Source organism: Amycolatopsis heterodermiae (assembly GCF_034929455.1).
Lineage (GTDB): Bacteria > Actinomycetota > Actinomycetes > Mycobacteriales > Pseudonocardiaceae > Amycolatopsis > Amycolatopsis heterodermiae.
In genome coordinates, this window is record NZ_JAYFSI010000007.1 from 462,218 (window position 1) to 480,951 (window position 18,734).

The 18,734-nt window shown below is 71.6% G+C and carries 20 protein-coding genes; 13 read left to right on the forward strand and 7 right to left on the reverse strand.

Annotated features, from left to right (window positions below):
* The first annotated feature begins 18 nt into the window (after positions 1–18).
* The 8 genes from VA596_RS29995 to VA596_RS30030 all read left to right on the forward strand — a co-directional run bounded on the left by VA596_RS29995 (position 19) and on the right by VA596_RS30030 (position 7,921).
* The gene (locus VA596_RS29995) at positions 19–1,008 is read left to right on the forward strand and encodes a helix-turn-helix transcriptional regulator (protein ID WP_323331531.1); all 990 of its coding nucleotides are present in this window, start codon (positions 19–21) and stop codon (positions 1,006–1,008) included.
* Positions 1,009–1,366: 358 nt separating this feature from the next.
* Entirely contained in the window at positions 1,367–3,766 is a 2,400-nt protein-coding gene (locus VA596_RS30000) for a sensor histidine kinase (protein ID WP_323331532.1), read from the forward strand.
* A gap of 67 nt (positions 3,767–3,833) precedes the next feature.
* Entirely contained in the window at positions 3,834–4,259 is a 426-nt protein-coding gene (locus VA596_RS30005; RefSeq protein ID WP_323331533.1) for a roadblock/LC7 domain-containing protein, read from the forward strand.
* The gene (locus VA596_RS30010) at positions 4,256–4,627 is read left to right on the forward strand and encodes a DUF742 domain-containing protein (protein WP_323331534.1); all 372 of its coding nucleotides are present in this window, start codon (positions 4,256–4,258) and stop codon (positions 4,625–4,627) included. The genes VA596_RS30005 and VA596_RS30010 overlap by 4 nt, the downstream gene beginning before the upstream one ends.
* Before the next feature lie 16 nt (positions 4,628–4,643).
* Positions 4,644–5,198, forward strand: coding sequence for a GTP-binding protein (locus VA596_RS30015; protein ID WP_323331535.1), 555 nt, complete (start codon positions 4,644–4,646; stop codon positions 5,196–5,198).
* A gap of 141 nt (positions 5,199–5,339) precedes the next feature.
* Positions 5,340–6,425, forward strand: coding sequence for a hypothetical protein (locus VA596_RS30020; protein ID WP_323331536.1), 1,086 nt, complete (start codon positions 5,340–5,342; stop codon positions 6,423–6,425).
* A 48-nt stretch (positions 6,426–6,473) separates the two neighbouring features.
* On the forward strand, positions 6,474–7,103 hold the full coding sequence (locus VA596_RS30025) for a hypothetical protein (protein ID WP_323331537.1): 630 nt from the start codon (positions 6,474–6,476) through the stop codon (positions 7,101–7,103).
* Positions 7,100–7,921, forward strand: a complete 822-nt coding sequence (locus VA596_RS30030) for a hypothetical protein (RefSeq protein ID WP_323331538.1) — start codon at positions 7,100–7,102, stop codon at positions 7,919–7,921. Before VA596_RS30025 ends, VA596_RS30030 begins: the two co-directional genes overlap by 4 nt.
* A 2-nt stretch (positions 7,922–7,923) precedes the next feature.
* Here VA596_RS30030 and VA596_RS30035 read toward each other — a convergent pair whose 3' ends face one another.
* Positions 7,924–8,508, reverse strand: a complete 585-nt coding sequence (locus tag VA596_RS30035; protein WP_323331539.1) for a TetR/AcrR family transcriptional regulator — start codon at positions 8,506–8,508, stop codon at positions 7,924–7,926.
* Positions 8,509–8,619: 111 nt separating this feature from the next.
* On the opposite strand from VA596_RS30035, the gene VA596_RS30040 reads away from it, so the two are divergent.
* Positions 8,620–10,080 (forward strand): MDR family MFS transporter, encoded by a 1,461-nt coding sequence (locus tag VA596_RS30040; protein ID WP_323331540.1) that lies wholly within the window; start codon positions 8,620–8,622, stop codon positions 10,078–10,080.
* Here VA596_RS30040 and VA596_RS30045 read toward each other — a convergent pair.
* Together VA596_RS30045 and VA596_RS30050 are read right to left on the reverse strand one after the other, a co-directional pair.
* Positions 10,010–11,083 carry a family 2 encapsulin nanocompartment cargo protein terpene cyclase gene (locus tag VA596_RS30045; RefSeq protein ID WP_323331541.1) on the reverse strand — a complete coding sequence of 358 codons (1,074 nt, stop codon included), beginning with the start codon at positions 11,081–11,083 and terminating at the stop codon, positions 10,010–10,012. The two genes, VA596_RS30040 and VA596_RS30045, sit on opposite strands and share 71 nt — an antisense overlap.
* Before the next feature lie 44 nt (positions 11,084–11,127).
* Positions 11,128–11,979: a geranyl diphosphate 2-C-methyltransferase gene (locus VA596_RS30050; protein ID WP_323331542.1), complete on the reverse strand. Its 852-nt coding sequence runs from the start codon at positions 11,977–11,979 to the stop codon at positions 11,128–11,130.
* 361 nt (positions 11,980–12,340) lie between these two features.
* Here VA596_RS30050 and VA596_RS30055 point away from each other — a divergent pair, with 361 nt between their 5' ends.
* Positions 12,341–12,802, forward strand: a complete 462-nt coding sequence (locus VA596_RS30055) for a MarR family winged helix-turn-helix transcriptional regulator (protein WP_323331543.1) — start codon at positions 12,341–12,343, stop codon at positions 12,800–12,802.
* Here VA596_RS30055 and VA596_RS30060 read toward each other — a convergent pair.
* From VA596_RS30060 to VA596_RS30070, 3 genes are all read right to left on the reverse strand, one after another.
* Complete coding sequence (locus VA596_RS30060) at positions 12,789–13,880, reverse strand: alpha/beta hydrolase (protein ID WP_323331544.1); 1,092 nt, start codon at positions 13,878–13,880, stop codon at positions 12,789–12,791. The genes VA596_RS30055 and VA596_RS30060 overlap by 14 nt on opposite strands.
* Positions 13,881–13,903: 23 nt before the next feature.
* Positions 13,904–14,530: an isochorismatase family protein gene (locus VA596_RS30065; protein WP_323331545.1), complete on the reverse strand. Its 627-nt coding sequence runs from the start codon at positions 14,528–14,530 to the stop codon at positions 13,904–13,906.
* An 85-nt stretch (positions 14,531–14,615) separates the two neighbouring features.
* On the reverse strand, positions 14,616–15,191 hold the full coding sequence (locus tag VA596_RS30070; protein WP_323331546.1) for a TetR/AcrR family transcriptional regulator: 576 nt from the start codon (positions 15,189–15,191) through the stop codon (positions 14,616–14,618).
* A gap of 93 nt (positions 15,192–15,284) precedes the next feature.
* On the opposite strand from VA596_RS30070, the gene VA596_RS30075 reads away from it, so the two are divergent.
* Positions 15,285–16,304: an aldo/keto reductase gene (locus VA596_RS30075; protein WP_323331547.1), complete on the forward strand. Its 1,020-nt coding sequence runs from the start codon at positions 15,285–15,287 to the stop codon at positions 16,302–16,304.
* A gap of 1 nt (position 16,305) precedes the next feature.
* Entirely contained in the window at positions 16,306–17,178 is an 873-nt protein-coding gene (locus tag VA596_RS30080; RefSeq protein WP_323331548.1) for an LLM class flavin-dependent oxidoreductase, read from the forward strand.
* On the opposite strand, the gene VA596_RS30085 is transcribed toward VA596_RS30080, so the two are convergent.
* Positions 17,175–17,666: a carboxymuconolactone decarboxylase family protein gene (locus VA596_RS30085; protein WP_323331549.1), complete on the reverse strand. Its 492-nt coding sequence runs from the start codon at positions 17,664–17,666 to the stop codon at positions 17,175–17,177. The two genes, VA596_RS30080 and VA596_RS30085, sit on opposite strands and share 4 nt — an antisense overlap.
* 159 nt (positions 17,667–17,825) lie before the next feature.
* Between VA596_RS30085 and VA596_RS30090 the strand changes: the two genes are divergently transcribed.
* Positions 17,826–18,722: an RNA polymerase sigma-70 factor gene (locus VA596_RS30090; RefSeq protein WP_323331550.1), complete on the forward strand. Its 897-nt coding sequence runs from the start codon at positions 17,826–17,828 to the stop codon at positions 18,720–18,722.
* Positions 18,723–18,734 lie beyond the last annotated feature (12 nt).

The window sequence follows — 18,734 nt, forward strand, 5'->3', positions numbered from 1 at the left end:
TCGTGTCAGACTCAGGCCGTGACGCGACCGACCGCCCGGGTGCTCGCCCTGTTGGAGATCCTGCAGGGCGGCGGCACCCGCACCGTCGCCGAACTGGCCGGGCGGCTGGAGGTGGACGAGCGCACCGTCCGCCGGTACGCCGCCCACCTGATCGACCTGGACGTCCCGGTCCGCACCGTCCGCGGCCGCTACGGCGGCTACCGGCTCGCGCCCGGGTTCCGGATGCCGCCGCTGATGCTCACCGACGACGAAGCGCTCGCCGTGCTCCTCGGCCTGGTTACCGGGCAAGCAGCCACCTCCGCCGTCGCCCGGGAAAGCGCCACCGCGAAGGTGCGCCGCGTCCTGCCCGAGGCGCTCGGCCGCAAGCTGGACGCGCTGCTCGAAACCCTCGACTTCACCACCCCCGCGAAAGCGGGCACGAGTCCCGAGACGGCCGTGCTGCTGACGCTCGCCGAAGCGGCGCGGGACCGGCGGCCCGTCGCCGTCGCCTACACGGCGTGGGACGGGCGGCGCAGCGAACGCACCGTGCACCCGTACGGGATCGTCGCCCATTCCGGGCGCTGGTACGTCACCGGCGAAGACTCGGCCAGCGGCGAGGTCCGCACGTTCCGGCTGGACCGGATCGCGTCCGCGACGCCCGCGGCCGGCTCCTTCACGGTGCCCGACGGGTTCGACCCCGGCGAGCGGGTCCTCGCCGGGCTCGCGGAAGTGCCGCGCCCGCACGACGTCTCGGTGCGGGTGCGGGCGAGCGCCGAGCAGGTCCGGCCGCGGCTCCCGGCCGGGATCGCGACCGTGACGGCGATCCCGGGCGACGACGGCTGGGTGCGGGTCCGGCTGCGGGCCGAGCGGCTGGACTGGGTCCCGGCCCTGCTCGCGTCCCTGGACCGCCCGTTCGCGATCGAGACGCCGGACGCGCTGCGTGATCAAGTTCGCAGTCTCGCCGGGCGGCTCACCGCCTGGACGGCCGCCGATTCCGGTGAAATCGTCGAAGAACCCGAACGGCGGTAGCGCCGTTCTTCCCGCTACCGCGACGATCACTCCGAACGAATTCGGATTCACCCGTTCAGCCTAGTCCCCAGTACTGCGAATTGGCGTGCGGCGCCGAGACCCGCGCAAATGGCGGTAACGACCCCGCAGCGGACGGTAAACGGTGTTCGCCCGGCGCCGGACAACCGTCCGCGGGCCGGGCCAGCTCCGCCGCTCCTCAGTAGTTCGTGGTAAAAAACGGACCCTGATCGATACTGCGGCAACACGGAGGGTGAGGCGAAGACGAGTGACGGCGGCCACTGTGTCCCATCGTCGTGTCTGCTTCCTCGACCGGGTCCCCCCTTATCGCCGACCGTCACTCAGGAGTACGTGAACCCCCGTGCGTAACAAAGACGACAAAGACGAGTCCGACAAGCCGTACGACAAGTCGATCCGCAAAAGGCTCACCAGGACCGTCCTCATTCCGAGTGTGACGCTCCTGGTGCTGTGGACGGCGCTGTCTTCGTACTTCTTCGTCAACGGCCTCTACGTCCGGCTGGTCGCGGCCTCCGTGCGCGAGGTGTCGATCCCCGCCGCCACGGCGCTGGCCGCCTTCCAGCAGGAGCGCCAGGTCGCGCTGCAGTACCTGGACGACCCCGGGCTGGGGCAGACCCGGCTGCAGACGCAGCAGAAGGCCACCGACCAGAAGCTCGTCGTGCTGCAGAACGCCTTCGCCGCCACGATCTCCAGCGCGCCCGACGAGATCGCGACGAAGGTCAACGCGCTCAAGAACCAGTTCGACCAGCTGCCGGTGCTGCGCTCGCAGATCGGCTTCCGCAGCATCGACCGCGCCCAGGTCAACACGTACTACAACGGCGTGCTGGACACGGCGTCGAACCTGTTCGACACCCAGGCGCGCGTGGTGCCGGACGCCGCGGCCGCCTACGGCGGCATCACCGCGACGTCGGTCTTCCGCGCCGGCGACATGATGTCGCGCGAGACGTCGCTCGTCTCGACGGCGCTGGCGTCCGGGACGTTCGCCCCCGACGACTTCGTCCAGTTCACCCAGCTGTCCGGGTACTACAAGACGCAGCTGACGCAGATCGCGCCGTTCCTCGACCCCGCGGTCCGCGCGAAGTACGAGGCGCTGACCACCGGCACGGCCTGGAAGCAGCTGTCCGGCGCCGAAGACGCGATCGTCAAGCACGGCCCGTGGTCCGGCAGCGACCGGGACGGCCCGCCGGTCGGCAGCGCCGACTGGCAGAGCGCCACGAGCAAGGTCGCCCAGAGCCTCAACGACATGGCGATCGACCAGGCCGACAAGGTCTCCGCGGCGGCCATCGACTCCGGTGACGCCCAGCTGCGCAACGCGATCATCGGCAGTGTGCTGGCCCTGCTCGCCTCGCTCGCGGCGATCATCGTCGCGGTCCGGGTGTCCCGCTCGCTCGTCGACCGGGCCCTGATGACGCGCCTCGCGCGGCTGCGCAACGACTCCCTCGACCTCGCCCGCAACCGGCTGCCGAACATCGTGGACCGGCTGAAGAACGGCGAATCCGTCGACCTGAACGAAGAGCTCCCGCAGCTCGACCACGGCCGGGACGAGATCGGGCAGGTGGCCGAGGCGTTCAACGTCGCCCAGCTGACCGCCGTCAACGCGGCGGCGAGCGAGGCCAAGGCCCGCAGCGGCGTGCACAACGTGTTCCTCGGCATCGCCCACCGCAACCAGGTCCTGGTCCACCAGCAGCTGCAGATCCTGGACGAGATGGAGGCCCGGGAGGAGAACTCGACGCAGCTGGCGTCGCTGTTCCAGCTCGACCACCTCGCCGCCCGGGCGCGGCGCACCACGGAGAACCTGATCATCCTCGGCGGCAAGCAGCCGGGCCGCCGCTGGCGCAAGCCGGTGGCGCTGATGGAGGTGCTGCGCGCGGCGGTCTCGGAAACCGAGCAGTACGCGCGGGTCCAGGTCGAGCAGGTCGCCGACGTCGCCATCGCCGGCGCGGCGGTGGCCGACACGATCCACCTGATCGCCGAGCTGGTCGACAACGCGACGACGTTCTCCCCGCCCGGTTCGCCGGTCGAGGTGACCAGCCGCGCGGTCGCCCGCGGGGTCGTGGTCGACGTGTCGGACCAGGGCCTCGGCATGAAGGAGGGCGTCCGGCAGTGGGCCAACGAGATGATGGCCGAGGCGCCCGAGTTCGACGCGATGGCGCTGCGGGCCGACTCGAGCCTCGGCCTGTTCGTGGTCGCGCGGCTGGCGGCCAAGCTCGGCATGACCGTCACCTTCGACCCCTCGCGCTACGGCGGCCTGCGGGCCACCGTGCTCGTCCCGACCGCGCACCTGGCGACCGACCAGGCGGGCGGCCCGGACGAGGCCGAGTTCGCCCGGCCCGAGGACACCGCGATCCTCGCCCCCGTGGGCGCCCCCGCTCAGGCACCGGCACAGGAAAGCTCGCTGCGTTCGATGGACACGCCCAGCTCGTTCACCGGTCAGATCCCGATGAAGCGGGACGTCAAGCCCCGGCCGTACCCGGTGCGGGCCCCGCTCGACCCGCCGCCCGCCCCGCCGGCCGCGCTGGAGGAGCGGCTCGCCGCCCGCCCGCCGGAGCCGCCGCAGGAGCGGCTCGACGACCGGCCGCGCCTGCCGCGGCGCGAGCCGCAGCAGAACCTCGTCGCCCAGCTGGAGAACGAGCCGGAGGACGACGCCGTGCCCGACGTGGCCCCGGGTGAAGGCACCGCGCGCACGCTCGCGGCCTTCCACAAGGGCACCCGGCGAGGCCGCGACGGCGCCGAAGACTCGTAAGCCGCGTCACCCCCCGAACGTCCACATAGGAAAGTCGTCACCACAGGAAAGTCAAGGTCTCTGGAGCATGAACGAGTACGGGAACGCGAAACCCGATCTCAACTGGCTGCTCGACGACGTCGTGAGCCGCGTCGTCGGCGCGCAGAACGCCATCGTGCTGTCCTCCGACGGGCTGCTGATCGGCAAGTCGGCCGGCATGAGCAAGGACGACTCGGACCAGCTGTCCGCCATCGCCTCCAGCCTGGTCAGCCTGGCCAAGGGGGTGAGCAAGCAGTTCAACCGCGGCCCGGTCCTGCAGAACATGATCGAGATGGAGCGCGGTTACCTGTTCGTCTCCGCGGCGGGGCAGGGCGCCTGCCTCGCCGTGCTGGCGGCGGACAGCGTGGACGTCGAGATGATCGCCTACGAGATGAACCGGTTGGTCAAGCGCGTCGGGGACTACCTGGCGTCCGCGCCGCGCGACGCGGCACGCGTACTACGGGAGGCCACGTGAGCGGGGAAGAAGGCTGGTACGACGAGGCCGCGGGGCCGCTCGTGCGGCCCTACACGATCACCAGCGGCCGGACGCCGGGCGAGTACGCCCGGCTCGACCTCTCGACCCAGGTGATGACCCTGCGCTCCGAACAGGAGCCGATGGGACTGGGCCCGGAGCACCTGGCGATCGTGCAGCTGTGCCGCAACCCGGTGTCCATCGCGGAGATCGCGGTCTACGTGAAGATCCCGCTCGGGGTCGTGCGGGTGCTGTGCGGCGACCTGATCGAACGCGGCCTCGTCATCACGCGCTCCCCCACCCACAATCCGGCCCAGGCGCCGGACCTCGAAACTCTCCAGGCGGTTCTCGATGGCCTCATCAGGTACTGACGGCTCCGGGGTGGACATGGTCCCCACCCCGGTCAAGATCATCATCGCCGGCGGGTTCGGCGCGGGGAAGACGACCATGGTCGGCTCGGTCAGCGAGATCCCGCCGCTGACGACCGAAGAGGTGCTGACCGAGGCCAGTGCCGGCGTCGACGACCTGTCCGGCGTGGAGCGCAAGACCACCACGACCGTCGCGCTCGACTTCGGACGGATCACCATCTCGCCGCGGCACGTGCTCTACCTGTTCGGCACGCCGGGGCAGGCGCGCTTCTGGTTCATGTGGGACGACCTGGCGCGCGGCGCGATCGGCACCATCGTGCTCATCGACACCCGGCGCCTGGAGACCAGCTTCGCGGCCATCGATTTCTTCGAACGCCGCAAGATCCCGTTCGTCGTCGCGGTGAACTGCTTCGACAAGGCGCCGCGGTACACCCCGGACGAAATCCGGGAAGCGTTGGTCATTCCCGACCGTGTGCCGATCGTCATGTGTGACGCACGTGACCGGGATTCCAGCAAACTGGCCCTGATTCGTCTGGTCAAGCACGCGATGACCGTGGTACCCGCCACGGTCTGATGTCTTGCTTTGTCCGGTCGGGACAGTGCCGTACCCCTCTGTGGCCAGGGCTAATGCCGGCAGACCCACATGGCGCAATTGGTTGGACCACCCGGGTACAGCTTTTTAGTTGAGGCTGCACCACGCTGATAGCATCCGGACGTGACCAGTCGATTGCCGTGGTTTCCCGAATATATAAGGGAAAACTACCCAGCACGGGGCCGGCTGTTCGGCGATTTCCTGGGTGGGCTGTGGGCGGCGGCGTGCGAGGCGCTGGAGATCCCGGTCGACCAAGCCGTGCGGACCACCCGGATGCTGCGCGGGCTGCTCCCCTCGTGGAGCGGCGACCCGATCGGGATCAAGCCCGCGCGGCCGTCCTACGTGGCCGGCGACGGGTTCCCGGCCGAGCTGTCGGTGAACTGGTCCGGGGACCACCCGGAGCTGCGCCTGCTGTTCGACACCCTCGGCGAGGAGGACCCGGATCCCGCGGTGGACACCGGGGAAACCCGCTACTGGGGCCGGATCCACGAACTCTTCACCGCGCGCGCCGGCCGGCCGTCGACGGCGCCGCTGTGGCACTCGGTCGCCTGGCGGCCGCCGTCGCGGATCGTCCACAAGTCCTACTTCGGCCTGTACGAGTGGCCGCTGTCCCACCGCTACGCGGCGGTCGGCGAAGCCATGGACCGGCTCGGCCTGACCCCGGCGTGGGACGACGCGCGCCGGCGGGTCGAAGACGCCGTCGGCGAGCGGGAGATCGAGTTCTTCGCCGTGGACGTCGCCGAAGGCGCCGACGCCAGGGTGAAGATTTACTACCGCAACCACAACGCCGACGTCGCCGAGCTGAACCGCATCGCCGCCGTCGCACAGCGGCACGACAGCGCCGCCGCCGCGGCCGCCTACCGGGTGCTGACCGGTGACCGGGAAGGCGCCGGGGAAGCCGCGCTGAGCTGCCTGGCGTTCCGGTCCGGACTGGACCGGGCCGCCGAGGCCACCACCTACCTCCGCCTCCCCGCACTGGCCTCCGGTGACGCCGAGGCCGTGGACCGCACCGCCGCGCTGCTGGCCGGCGAAGGCGTCGATCCCGGCCGGTTCCGCGCGCTCGCCGCCGCGCTGGCCCCCGGGCCGCTGGCCGAAAGCCGCGGCCTGCTGGAGCTGGTCAGCCACCGCGCCGCGGGCCGCCGCGGCGACGTCACCACGTACTTCCGGTTCCCCGTCTTCGACCAGCTCGTGCCGGTCGATCCCGCGTAGGGGCTCCGGAAAGACGATCTGCCGCAGCACCACCGGAAGGAGCCGGCCATGTCCCAGCAGGACGTCGCACGCGTCGCCGCCTACAACGAGGAACGGCAACGCGAATACGAGGGGTCGGAGCTGATCCGGCTGCTGACCGACGAGACCACGTCGGACGAGACCAAGAAGGCCGTGCTCACCTACCTGCAGCCGTGGTCGAACGCCTTCCAGCGGATGATCAGCGCACGCGTCACCTACGAGTCCGACCCGAAGCTGCGGGCGCTCGCGCTGGAGCACCAGGAGGAGGAGATCGGCCACGACAAGATCCTGGCCCGCAGCCGCGCGGAGGACCGGGAGCTGGTCTGGGACCCGGTGATCGAGGCGGGCGCGTCGTGGTTCGTCGACCAGTTCGCGGTGCTGCCCGGCGTCCAGCGCGCCGTGCTCGCGCACCTCGCCCTCGAAGCCGGGAGCCTGGTGTTCAGCCAGGCGGGCACGAAAGCGTTTCCCGAGGACGAGTACTTCGAGCTGCACGACGAGGCCGACGTCGAACACCTCGAAATGGGCTACGAAGTGCTGCGGCAGCGCGACGACTGGACCGTCGACGCGCTCGTCACCGTGCTGGACCGGGCCTGGCAGGTGATCGGGGTCGTCTCGAACCGCATCGCCGAGTGCGCCAAGCGCGATACCGTCGCGGCATGACGATCACCGACCCCACCGCCGCGGCCCGGGCCGTCGCCGACGAAGCCGTTCGTGCTTACCAGGAAACCTTCGGCGAACGGCTCGTCGCGACCTACCTCCTGGGCAGCCTCTCCTACGGCGGGTACTCCGCCGCCGTGAGCGACATCGACCTCGCCGTCGTCCTGGCCGACCGCCACGACGACGACCCGGCCACGTTCGACACCCTCGGTGAGCGGCTTCGCGAGCGCAGTCCCTTGCACCGCAAGCTGTCCGTGTTCTGGGGTTCGCTGCCGGCGCTGAGCCGCGGCGAGGAGGACGGGCGCTTCCCGGCGATCGACCGGCTGGAACTGGCCGAGCGCGGCGCGCTGCTGACCGGCGAGGAGATCGCCGGGAAGGTGGCCCACCCGGACGACACGGTGCTGCTGCTGGAGACCGCGCGGTTCGCCGTCGCCGTCCTGGCGGCCGACGAGGTGGTCGCCGAGTTCCACCGGCCGAAGCGGCTGCTGGCCGACAAGGTGTGGTTCACGAAGGCGGTGTTCTTCCCGCTGCGCTTCGGGTGCACCGGCGCGATGGAGTCCGGCCGCGCGGCGACCAACGACGAGGCGATCGCCTGGTACCTCGGCCGTCCCGGCGCTTCGGCGGCGCCGCTGGTCCACCTGGCGACGCGGGTCCGGGCGGGCGAGCCGCTCGATCCGGCCGAGGCGGAACCGGCCCTGCTGGCGCACTTGGCCCCGCTGTATCGGGAGTACATCGAGGACGAAACGCGGCGGCTGTGCGAAGCCGGCGCGCCTGGCGACCTCGTCGCGGCGTTCACGTCCTGGCACGAACGCCTGGCCTGACCTCAACGGTCCGACGTTCCTCCCGCCGTCGCTCGGACGAGCGGGAGGAACACGTCGTCCACGATCTCGAGGAGCGTGTTCTCCGCGATCGGCTCGCGGGCGAAGAAGATCTCGTTGCGCAGCAGGTCTGCGGGCAGCGTGACGACGCGGGCGGGCAGGGCGTCGAGCGTGAGCTCACCCCGGTCCGCGGCCTGGCGCAGCACGGCGGTCATCGCCTCGCGCATCACCGTGAAGAACTCCGGGTTCATCTCGGGCACTTCGGCCAGCAGCCCGTGGATGACGTCGGGGCTGACGTCGTGCTGGCGCCGGACCATCCGCCGCAGGAGCGTCAGGACGTCGTCGCGCAGCGTTCCCGTGTCGGGGATCCGGTCGACGATCGAGCCCGTCCGGTGTCGCAGGGCGGCCACCACCAGCTCGGCCCGGTTGCCCCAGCGGCGGTAGAGGACCTGCTTGCCGGTCCTGGCCCGCGCGGCGACCCCCTCCATCGTCAGGCGCGCGTACCCGACGGCGGCCAGTTCTTCCCACGCCGCTTCGAGAAGCGAGGCTTCCAGCTCCGCGCCCCGACGTCGCACCCCGCCCTGCGTCATGCCCGCATCCCCTCCGGAAGAGACGTTGCGTCTCCTGATGGGTCAGGCTACCGTACGTCGTTAGAGACGGACCGTCTCTAACGGCTGTTTCTGACAACGATGGGGGTACGCATGACCACACCGACCCGTCCGGACCGGCTGGAGCCCGCGGTGCTCAAGCTGGCCGGCGTGCTGGTCCTCGGGGCGATGGCCCCGCTGCTGGACAGCACGATCGTGAACGTCGCCCTGCACACGCTGGGCACCGAGCTCGGCGCGCCGGTGGCGACCGTGCAGTGGGTCAGCACCGGCTACCTGCTGGCGATGGCCACGGCGGTGCCGGGCAGCGCGTGGCTGACCGACCGCTTCGGCGCCAAACGGCTGTGGCTGGCGGCGTTGACGCTCTTCCTGCTGGGTTCCGTCCTGTGCGGGGCGGCGTGGGACATCGGCTCGCTGATCGGGTTCCGGGTGGTCCAGGGGGTCGGCGGCGGGCTGATGCTGCCGCTCCTGCAGACCCTGCTGGTCCGGGCCGCCGGCGGACGGCGGCTCGGGAAGCTGCTGGCCGTCGTGACGCTGCCCGCGCTGATCGGCCCGATCCTCGGCCCGGTGCTCGGCGGGCTCATCGCCGGGCACCTGAGCTGGCGGTGGATCTTCTACGTCAACGTCCCGCTCTGCCTGCTGGCGATCGTGCTCGCCTGGCGGCTGCTCCCCGCGGACCCGCCGGGCAAGGCGAGCCGCCTGGACGTTCCCGGGCTGCTGCTGCTTTCGCCGGGCGTGGCCGCCGTCGTCTACGGCCTCTCCGAGATGGCCACCTCGGACGGCCCGGGCAGCCCGCGGGCGCTCCTTCCCCTGGCGGCCGGGCTCGTGCTGCTCGCCGCGTTCACCCGCCACGCCGTGCGCACCACCGAACCGCTGGTGGACCTGCGGCTGTTCCGGACGCGCTCGTTCGCCGCGTCGTCGGCCCTGCTGTTCCTCTCCGGGCTCGCCCTGTTCGGCTCGATGCTGCTGCTTCCGCTGTACTACCAGCAGGTGCAGGGCGAAGGCGTCGTCGCCGCCGGGCTGCTGCTGGCCCCGCAGGGCCTGGGCAGCCTCCTGGCCCGGTTCACCGGCGGCCTCGCCGACCGGATCGGCCCGCGCCCGCTCGTGCTGGCCGGCATCGCACTGACCGCCGCGGGCACCCTCCCCTTCGCCCTCGGCGGCCAGCACCCGAACGGCCTGCTGCTCGCGATCGCCCTGGTCGTCCGCGGCGCCGGGTTGAGCGCGGCGAACATGGCCGTGCTGGTCGGCGCCTACCGGGACCTGCCCCCCGAGCGGATCTCGCACGCCAGCAGCACGACCCGGATCGTGCAGCAGATCGGCGGCTCCTTCGGCACCGCCGTGCTCGCCGTCGTCCTCCAACGCCAGCTGACCGCCCACCCCGGGGCGGCCGGTCAGGTCACCGCCTTCGGCCACACCTTCGCCTGGGCGGTCGCGTTCGCCGCGCTCGCCGTCGTCCCCGCCCTGCTGCTGCCCGGCACCCGCCCGGTCAGCTCCGGTAGCGCGGGTTGGTGGCGTGCCATTCGTACCCGCCGCCCATCCACGCCCGCACGCCCTTGAGGAACCGGTGCAGCTCGGGCGCGGGCACGGCGAGCAGTTCGCGGTGCCCCGCCTCGAACTCGCGGACCATCGTGTTGTGCAGGTCCACGGTGACCTCGGTCGCCTCCTCGACCGAACAGCCGCGGTCGGCGGCGACCTGCAGGACCATGTTGCACACCGGGTTCTCGTCGGCGGCGTCCTTCGCCACCGAGTACAGGTCGTTCACCAGCACGCAGGCGGTGCCGGCGCGCATCATCGCCCGGCGCACCCGCGGGTCGTAGAACCACGCGGCGGGCAGCTCGTAGCCGCCGACCGGGTCGCACAGCGTCATCGACGTGTAGAAGCTGTCGTGCTGGCGCGCGGCGAGGTACTCCCACGCCGGCGGGTACGCCTCGGTGTAGCGCCAGGCCGCGTACGCGTCCCAGCTGACGAACATCGAGAACGTGGCGTAGCAGACGCGCTGGACCTGCGTCGGCGTGCCGTGCCGGCCCAGGTGCCCGACCGCCGAGTTCAGCCCGACCAGGATCGGGTCGGCCCGCAGCGCCTCCTCGAGCGGGCCGCTGAACTCGCCGGCCGGGGCGACCGGGTCCATCGCCGCCATCACCAGCGCCAGGCGCGGCGGCAGCTCGGTCGGGGACGCGCCGAGCGCGCTGTCGTCGGCGTAGTAGTCGTCGGCGGCCCACCAGACGGCGTTGAGCTGCGCGGCGATCAGCAGCAGGTCCGGGTCCGCGCTGTCGGGGTGGGCCAGCATCGCCAGCCGGCCGAAGCCCGCCTTCGCGATCTGGTCGAGGCCCTCGCCGGTGAACCCGCAGTCCGCGGCCCACGCGACGAGCCGCCGGTCGACCTCCTCGGCCAGCGGCTCGTCGACGCGTTCGACCACCGGGACGTACAACGGCGAAGCCGTGCCGTCACCCCACTCCCGCTCCGCGTACGCCGGTTCGTGGGCCAGCTCCGCCGTGATCCGCGCCGCGGACGTGCCGATCCCCGACGGCCCGGCGGCGAACGCGAGCGCGTCGTCCACCATCCACAGAGGACACCCCGGGGCGGTGCCGGTGCCGGTCGCCACGATCAGACCCGGTCGGCGGCGATGAGCAGGTAGTGGAAACTGCCTTCGCGGTACGCCGTGAGGAACGGGTCCTCGATCCCGGTGGCCACCGAAGACTGCGCGCGCAGCTCCCAGTACGGGATGGTGGCGGCGGTCAGGTCGACGACGTTGATCGGCACGAAACCGTTGGCGGACAACGCCTTGAAGTAGTCGCCGCGGGCGTGGATGTTGCAGATGTAGTGCTGGTCGATCTGGCTCACCGCGCGCGACCGGCCGCCGGTCACGTCGTTGTAGCACCCGGTGATGGTGACGTACCGGCCGCCCGGCGCGATGTGGCGCGCGTGCTCGGCGAAGAGCTGGTGCAGGTCGACGTACATCGTGCTTTCGTTGTTCCAGGCGCCCTTGAAGGCCCCGGTTTCGAAACCCGTGTCGAGCATGTTGCGCAGGTGGTAGCGCACCCGGCCGGCGACGCCGCGTTTGTTCGCCTGCTCGTTGGCGAACGCGACCTGCTGCTCCGAAATGGACACCCCGTCGACCTGGCAGCCGAACCGCTGGTTGGCCATGATGCTGGTGCCGCCGCGCCCGCAGCCGGCGTCGAGCAGCCTGTCCCCCGGGCCGACCGCGCCGAGGTGGTCGAGCAGCACCTCGGCCTGCGCCGTCTCGAGCCGGTGCATCTCCGCGATGATCGCCTCGTCGCGGATGTTTTCGGGGGCCTCCAGCACCGCGGGGTCGTATTCGCCGATGCCGTAGTGGTGGTGGTAGAGCCCGTCGACGTCGCCCAGCCGGAGGTTGACCGGATCCTTTTCCCGGTTCCAGTAGTCCGCGATGGACTGCTGGTACGCGCTGCGGATCACGGGCTGGTCGGTGGAGATCACGGGCGGCTCCTTGGTTTTTCCCTGGCGGAAGGAATGGGGCCGGACGTTTTCCTCGGCCCGGTGATTAACGCTAGTGGGCCGTTGTCGCGGGTCACAAGAACGTTCACTCCGGGAAACGGGAGCCCGCGATTGCGCGGCCTGAACGGACCATCGGGGCCTCCCGAGCGCCAGGACCGAAGCCCGCGAAAGCAACCCGGGCGGCCGATTGCGTTCCCTGGTCGGATGACGCCGGGCCACAGCGGGTGAACGAGGCACGGCCACCTTGGCGAGCGGCCAACACGACCCCGGCACCCTCCACTGTGGGCGGTCGGGATCACCGCCGGTTGCTTACTTTCGCCCCCGGGCTGGGTAGGGTGGTCCCATGGTCACCCGAGCCGAGCGCAACGCGACGGATCCCGATCTGGGCGTCCTGGCGGGCCGGCTGCTGTTCGCGGTGCAGCGGGAGCTGTTCAGCACGCTGGCCGCGCGGGGGTTCGGCGACCTGAACCCCCGCCACGGCGCGGTGCTCGCCTACCTCGACCCCGGTGGCGTGCGCGCGACCGAGCTGGCCCGCCTGTCGGGGCAGCACAAGCAGATCGTCGGCACGCTCATCGACGAGCTGGAAACCCTCGGGTACGTCGAACGCCGCCCCGACCCGAGCGACCGCCGCGCGAAGCTGATCTGCCCCACCGATCGCGGCCTCGCCCAGATGCAGGCGGCGGACGCGATCATGGCCGCGATGCAGGAGCGGCACGCGCAGCGCCTCGGCCACGAGGACTACGCGCGGTTCAAGCGCCTCTTCACCGACATCACCGAGGAACAGCGCGCCGTCACCCGCGAGTGACGCCCGCCGGCAGGTGCTCGCCCAGCCACTTCGTCACCCGGTCCCAGCTCTCGTGCGCGGGGTCGGCGACGTCGAAGTGGCCGGCACCGGCCACTTCCAGGTACTCCGCGCTCGCCACCCGCTCGGCGTACGCCCGGCCGTACGACGGCGGCACGGCGTCGTCGGCGGCACCGTGGACGGCGAGCACCGGCACACCCGTGTCGCCCAGCGCGATCGGCGAGGTCGCGGAGTACCGCTCCGGGACGTCGTCGACGTGGCCGCCCAGCAGCTGGTTCACCAGACCGTCGCCGACGCCGGGCAGGCCGGCGCCGAGCCGGGTGCGGTCGGCCTCCGCCAGGTCCAGCACCCCGGCCAGCGACACCGCCGCCACCGGCACCACGCCCGGCGACGCCCCCACCGTGCCGCCGGGCAGGGCCGCGCGGCGGGCCGTCCACGCCGCGAGCTGGCCGCCGGACGAGTGCCCCAGCACGGCGACGCGGGCCGGGTCGAGCGCCGGGTCCAGGCCGGCCACCGCGTCGACCGCGGCCGCGACGTCCTCGAACGTGGCCGGCCACCCGCCGCCGTCGCCGAGGCGGCGGAACTCCGCGTTCCACACCGCGTACCCGCGGGCGACCAGGTCGTCCGCCACGCCGGTCATGCCGCGGCGGTCGTGCGGTGCCGACCAGTACCCGCCGTGCAGCAGCACGACCACCGGGAACGGCCCGTCACCCGCCGGCAGGTAGAGCTCGCCCACCTGCGACGGGTCCGGGCCGTAGGCGATGGTCCGCACCGGGCGCGGGCCGTCCTGCTCGTCGTCGTAGCGGGCGCCGCGGCGGGCGCTCACCAGCGCGTCGATGGTGGCGAAGAACGCCGCGATCCGCGGGTCGTCGCCGCCCTTCGCCTTCGACTCGTCCCAGGCCGTGTCGTCGGTCCATTCGACGAAGTCCAGCCAGGTGTCGGGGTCCAGGCGCACGAGCTTCGCCGAGACGAAGCCGCGGCGGCCCTCGCGGAAGGCCGCCACCATCCCGGGGCGCGCCGCGAGCATCGCCGCGGTGCGGTCCGGGCGGACGGTGAACGTGGTCAGCTCGATGACGGACATGGTGCGCGGTCCCTTCGGTGCAGTCAGTTCTTGGCGTACGCGGCGGCCAGCTGGCCCACGATCACGGCGAACGGCATGTCCAGGGCCGCGTAGACGTCGCCGGCCAGCGGATCGGCGTTGTCGGCCAGGATCTCCACCATCGCGGTCGAGTAGTCGATGGGAATGACTCCGGCCTGCTGCATCCGGAGCAGGCCCGCTTCCCGCTTGGCCTGCCAGAAGGTGCCGGACGCGTCGATCGCGGCGTAGGCGTCGAACCCTTCGGCCGTGGCGGCCATCGCCGGGAACGCCAGGCACACCTCGGTCGAGATGCCGGTGACGATCAGCTTCTTGCGGCCGGTGGCGCGGATCGCGCCGGCCACGCGCTCGTCGTCCCAGGCGTTGACGCTCGAGCGGTCGATCACCTCGAGGTCCGCGGGCAGCACCTCGGCCAGCTCGGGGATCAGCGGGCCCCACATGCTGTCGGCCGCGGTCGTCGTGACGACGATCGGCAGGCCGAGGATCCGCGCGGTCTTCGCCAGCGCGACGACGTTGTGCTTCAGCTCGCCGACCGGGATGTCCCGGACGCCGCTGTAGAGGCCGACCTGGTGGTCGACCAGCAGCAACGCCGCGTTGTCGCGGGTCAGCCGTTCGGTGAACTTGGTCGCGGACATGGTCGCTCCTCGGGGTCGCGGGCCTGACTTAGTCAAGATTAATGACTATCAAGACTCTTGACCACTTTTCGCGGTGAGACCCGGGTCACCGCGCCAGGCGCAGCCCCGCGACGAGGATCCCGACCAGGCGGCGCGCGTCGTAGCCGTCGTCGCTGTCCGCGCCGATGCACAGGTTCCCGACACCGCGCATCAGCTGGATGGCCGCCAGGTCGGCGCGCACCTCACCCGCCGCGACCGCGGCGTCGAGCAGCTGCGTGCACACCGGCACGAGCCGGTCGAGGAAGTACGCGTGCAACGTCTCGAACCCGGCGTTGTCCGACTGCATCGCCCCGGCCAGGCCGTGCTTGGTGACCAGGAAGTCGACGAACAGGTCGATCCACTGCGCCAGCGCGGCGTGCGGGCTGTCACTGCTTTCGAGCAGGGCCGGGCCCGCCTCGGCGCACGCTTCGACCTGGTGCCGGTAGACGGCGATGACCAGGTCGGCCCGGGTCGGGAAGTGGCGGTAGATCGTGCCCATCCCGACGCCGGCCTTGGCCGCGATGTCGCGTACCGGCGCGTCCACGCCCGAGGCGACGAAGACCGCCGCGGCCGCGTCGAGCAGCGTCTCCTTGTTGCGCCGCGCGTCCGCCCGCTTCGGCCGCGCCGCCCCTTCGTCCACCACGAAGTCCTCCCGTCCTTGCTAAACGGAACAATGCTCCGTATCGTTAGCGGAGCAACGTTCCGTTTGACCATGATGCCATGGAGGACCAGTCTCATGCAGTACCGCACGTTGGGCCGCACCGGTGTGCAGGTCAGTGCCCTCGCGCTCGGCGCGATGAACTTCGGCGCCATCGGGCGCACCACCCAGGACGAGGCCACCGCCATCGTCGACGCCGCCCTCGAAGGCGGCATCAACCTCGTCGACACCGCCGACATGTACGGGGACGGCGAGTCGGAGGTGATGGTGGGCAAGGCCATCGCCGGGCGCCGGGACGACCTCGTGCTCGCCACCAAGGCGACCATGCCGATCGGCGACGAGCGCAACCACCGCGGCAGCTCCCGCCGCTGGCTGGTCACCGAATTGGACAACAGCCTGCGCCGGCTGGACGTCGACCACGTCGACCTCTACCAGATGCACCGCTGGGACCCGGCGACCAGCGACGAGGAAACGCTTTCCGCGCTGACCGACCTGCAGCGCGCGGGCAAGATCCGCTACTTCGGCTCGTCGACCTTCCCGGCCTACCGGATCGTGCAGGCCCAGTGGGCCGCCCGCGAGCACCACCTGAGCCGGTACGTCACCGAGCAGCCCAGCTATTCGATCCTGCAGCGCGGCATCGAGACCCACGTGCTGCCGGTGACCGAGGAGTACGGCCTCGGCGTGCTGGCGTGGAGCCCGCTCGCGTCCGGCTGGCTCTCGGGCGCGGTCCGCGCGGGCCGGGAGATCACCACCAGCCGGTCACAGGTCCTGCCGCAGCGCTTCGACCTCGCCCGGCCCGCCAACCAGGCCCGGCTGGACGCCGTAGAGCGACTGGTGAAGGTGGCCGACGCGGCCGGGCTGACGCTGATCCAGCTCGCGCTCGGGTTCGTCACCGCGCACCGCGCCGTGACCAGCGCGATCATCGGCCCCCGCACGCTCGATCACCTGCATTCGCAGCTCGCCGCGGCCGACACCGTGCTGCCCGCCGACGTCCTCGACGAGATCGACGCGATCGTCGCGCCGGGCACCGACCTGGCCGCCGACGAGAAGTTCGACACCCCGCCCGCCCTGCTCGACCCGACCCTGAGGCGCCGCTGACATGTCCCCCACCCCGCGATTCGGCATCATGACCGCGCCCTCGCAGGTCTCCTACGACGACATCCTGCGCGTCTGGCGCGAGGCGGACACGGTCCCCGAGATCGAGCACGCCTGGCTGTTCGACCACCTCATGCCGATCTTCGGCGACCCGGACGGGCCGATCTTCGAGGGCTGGACGCTGCTTGCGGCGCTGGCCGCGCAGACGTCCCGGCTGCGGCTCGGGCTGCTGGTGACCAGCAACCGCTTCCGGCCGCCCGCGATGCTGGCCAAGATCGCCACGACCGTCGACGTCGTCTCGGGCGGCCGGCTCGACTTCGGCATCGGCGTCGGCTCGCGGCCGAGCCACCCGCTGGCCCGGCGCGAGTACGCCGCCCACGGCCTGCCGTTCCAGGAGACCGCGGACGCCGTGGCGAGCTTCGCCGAAGCCTGCACGGTGATCCGCCGCTTGTGGACGGAGGACGCGCCGTTCGACTTCGACGGCGTCCACCACCGGCTGACCGGTGCGTTCGGCAACCCCAAGCCGGTGCAGCGGCCGCACCCGCCGATCGTCGTCGGCGGGCGCGCGGCCGCGACGCTGCGGGTGGTCGCCGAGCACGCCGACGTCTGGAACATCCCGGGCGGTGACATCGAGGACGTGATCAGCCGCAGCGCCCTGCTGGACCGCTACTGCGGCGAGATCGGCCGCGACCCCGCGTCGATCACCCGCTCGATCCACCTGCCGGTGTCCTACGACGACCCCGGCGCCACCCGCGACGCGATCCGCGAAGCCCTCGACGCGGGCTTCGGGCACTTCGTCCTCAGCGTCGCGTCGCCGTATCCGGACGGCGTCGCGAAGTGGGTGGCCGACGAGCTGATCCGGCCGGTGACGGCCTAGCCCTTCGGGGCGAAGTCGGCGAACATGCCGGCCTCGTAGGACCCCGCCGGGGTGCGCGCGATGACGTTCATCCGGTTGGCCGCGTTGATCAGCCCGACCAGGCAGACCAGGGCGCCGAGCTGGTCGTCGTCGAAGTGCTTGCGCGCCTGGGCCCACGTCTCGTCGGAGACGCCCTGGTGGGCGTCGGCGAGGCGGGTGCCCTCCTCGGTCAGGGCCAGCGCGGCCCGCTCGGCGTCGGTGAACACGGTGGCCTCGCGCCAGGCCGCGACCAGGTTGAGCCGGACCGCGGTCTCGCCGTCGGCGGTGGCGTCCTTGGTGTGCATGTCGGTGCAGAACCCGCAGCCGTTGATCTGGCTGGCGCGGATCTTGACCAGCTCCTGGACGACCTTGGGCAGCGGCGACTGGTCGATCACCAGGCTGACCCCGGCGAACCGCTTGCCGAACTTGGCGGCGAACGCGTTGTCCAGCATGCTGAATCGAGCTTCCATGATCTGTGTCCTCATCTCGTGGTGCGTGCGTTGACGACCACCAGATGCCGGTGCCCTGCCCGGTTGTGACAGTGACCCACGCCACAGCACTGGCCTGTCACAGAACGGCGGGGCCCGGTATCTGATGGGGGACGCAGCCGGACGCGAAGGGGGACCACCATGACGGGGAGCACGAGCGCAGAGGACCCCACCGAGGTGTTCGTCGCCCACCGGAACCTGCTGTTCACCGTGGCCTACGAGATGCTCGGCTCGGCCGCCGACGCGGAGGACGTCCTGCAGGAGACGTGGCTGAAGTGGGTGGGCGTCGACCTCGCCACCGTGCAGTCGCCGCGCGCGTACCTCGTGCGGATCACCACCCGCCAGGCGCTGCAGCGGCTGCGCACGCTCGGGCGGCGCAAGGAGTCCTACGTCGGTTCGTGGCTGCCCGAGCCGCTGCTGACCACACCCGACGTCGCCGAGGACGTCGAGCTGGCCGACCACGTCTCGATGGCGATGCTGCTGGTGCTGGAGACGCTCACCCCGACCGAGCGCGCGGTGTTCGTGCTGCGCGAGGTGTTCGACCTGCCCTACGACGAGATCGCCGAGGCCGTCGGCAAGAGCGGTGCGGCGGTCCGCCAGATCGCGCACCGGGCGCGGTCGCACGTCGCGGCGCGCCGGCCGCGCGAGACGGTCTCCCGGGCCACCGCCCGGGACACGCTCGCGGCGTTCCAGCGCGCGATCGAAACCGGGGACCTGCAGGGACTGCTCGACCTGCTCGCCCCGGACGTCGTGCTCGTCGGCGACGGCGGCGGCGTCAAGCAGGCCGTGCTGCGGCCGGTCGTGGGCGCCGACAAGGTGGGCCGGGTGCTGTTCGGCGGGCTGGACCGGGTCGACGGGCAGGCCATGCTGCGGCCGGCGCAGGTCAACGGCCACCCGGCGATGGTCCTGTCCATCGACGGCGAGCTCGACACGGTCGTGGCGCTGCGCATCGACGGCGGCCTCGTCACCGGGGTCTACGCGGTGCGCAACCCGGCGAAGCTGTCGGGGATGGCGGAGGAGACCACGCTCCGGCGCTGACCGTGGTCACCC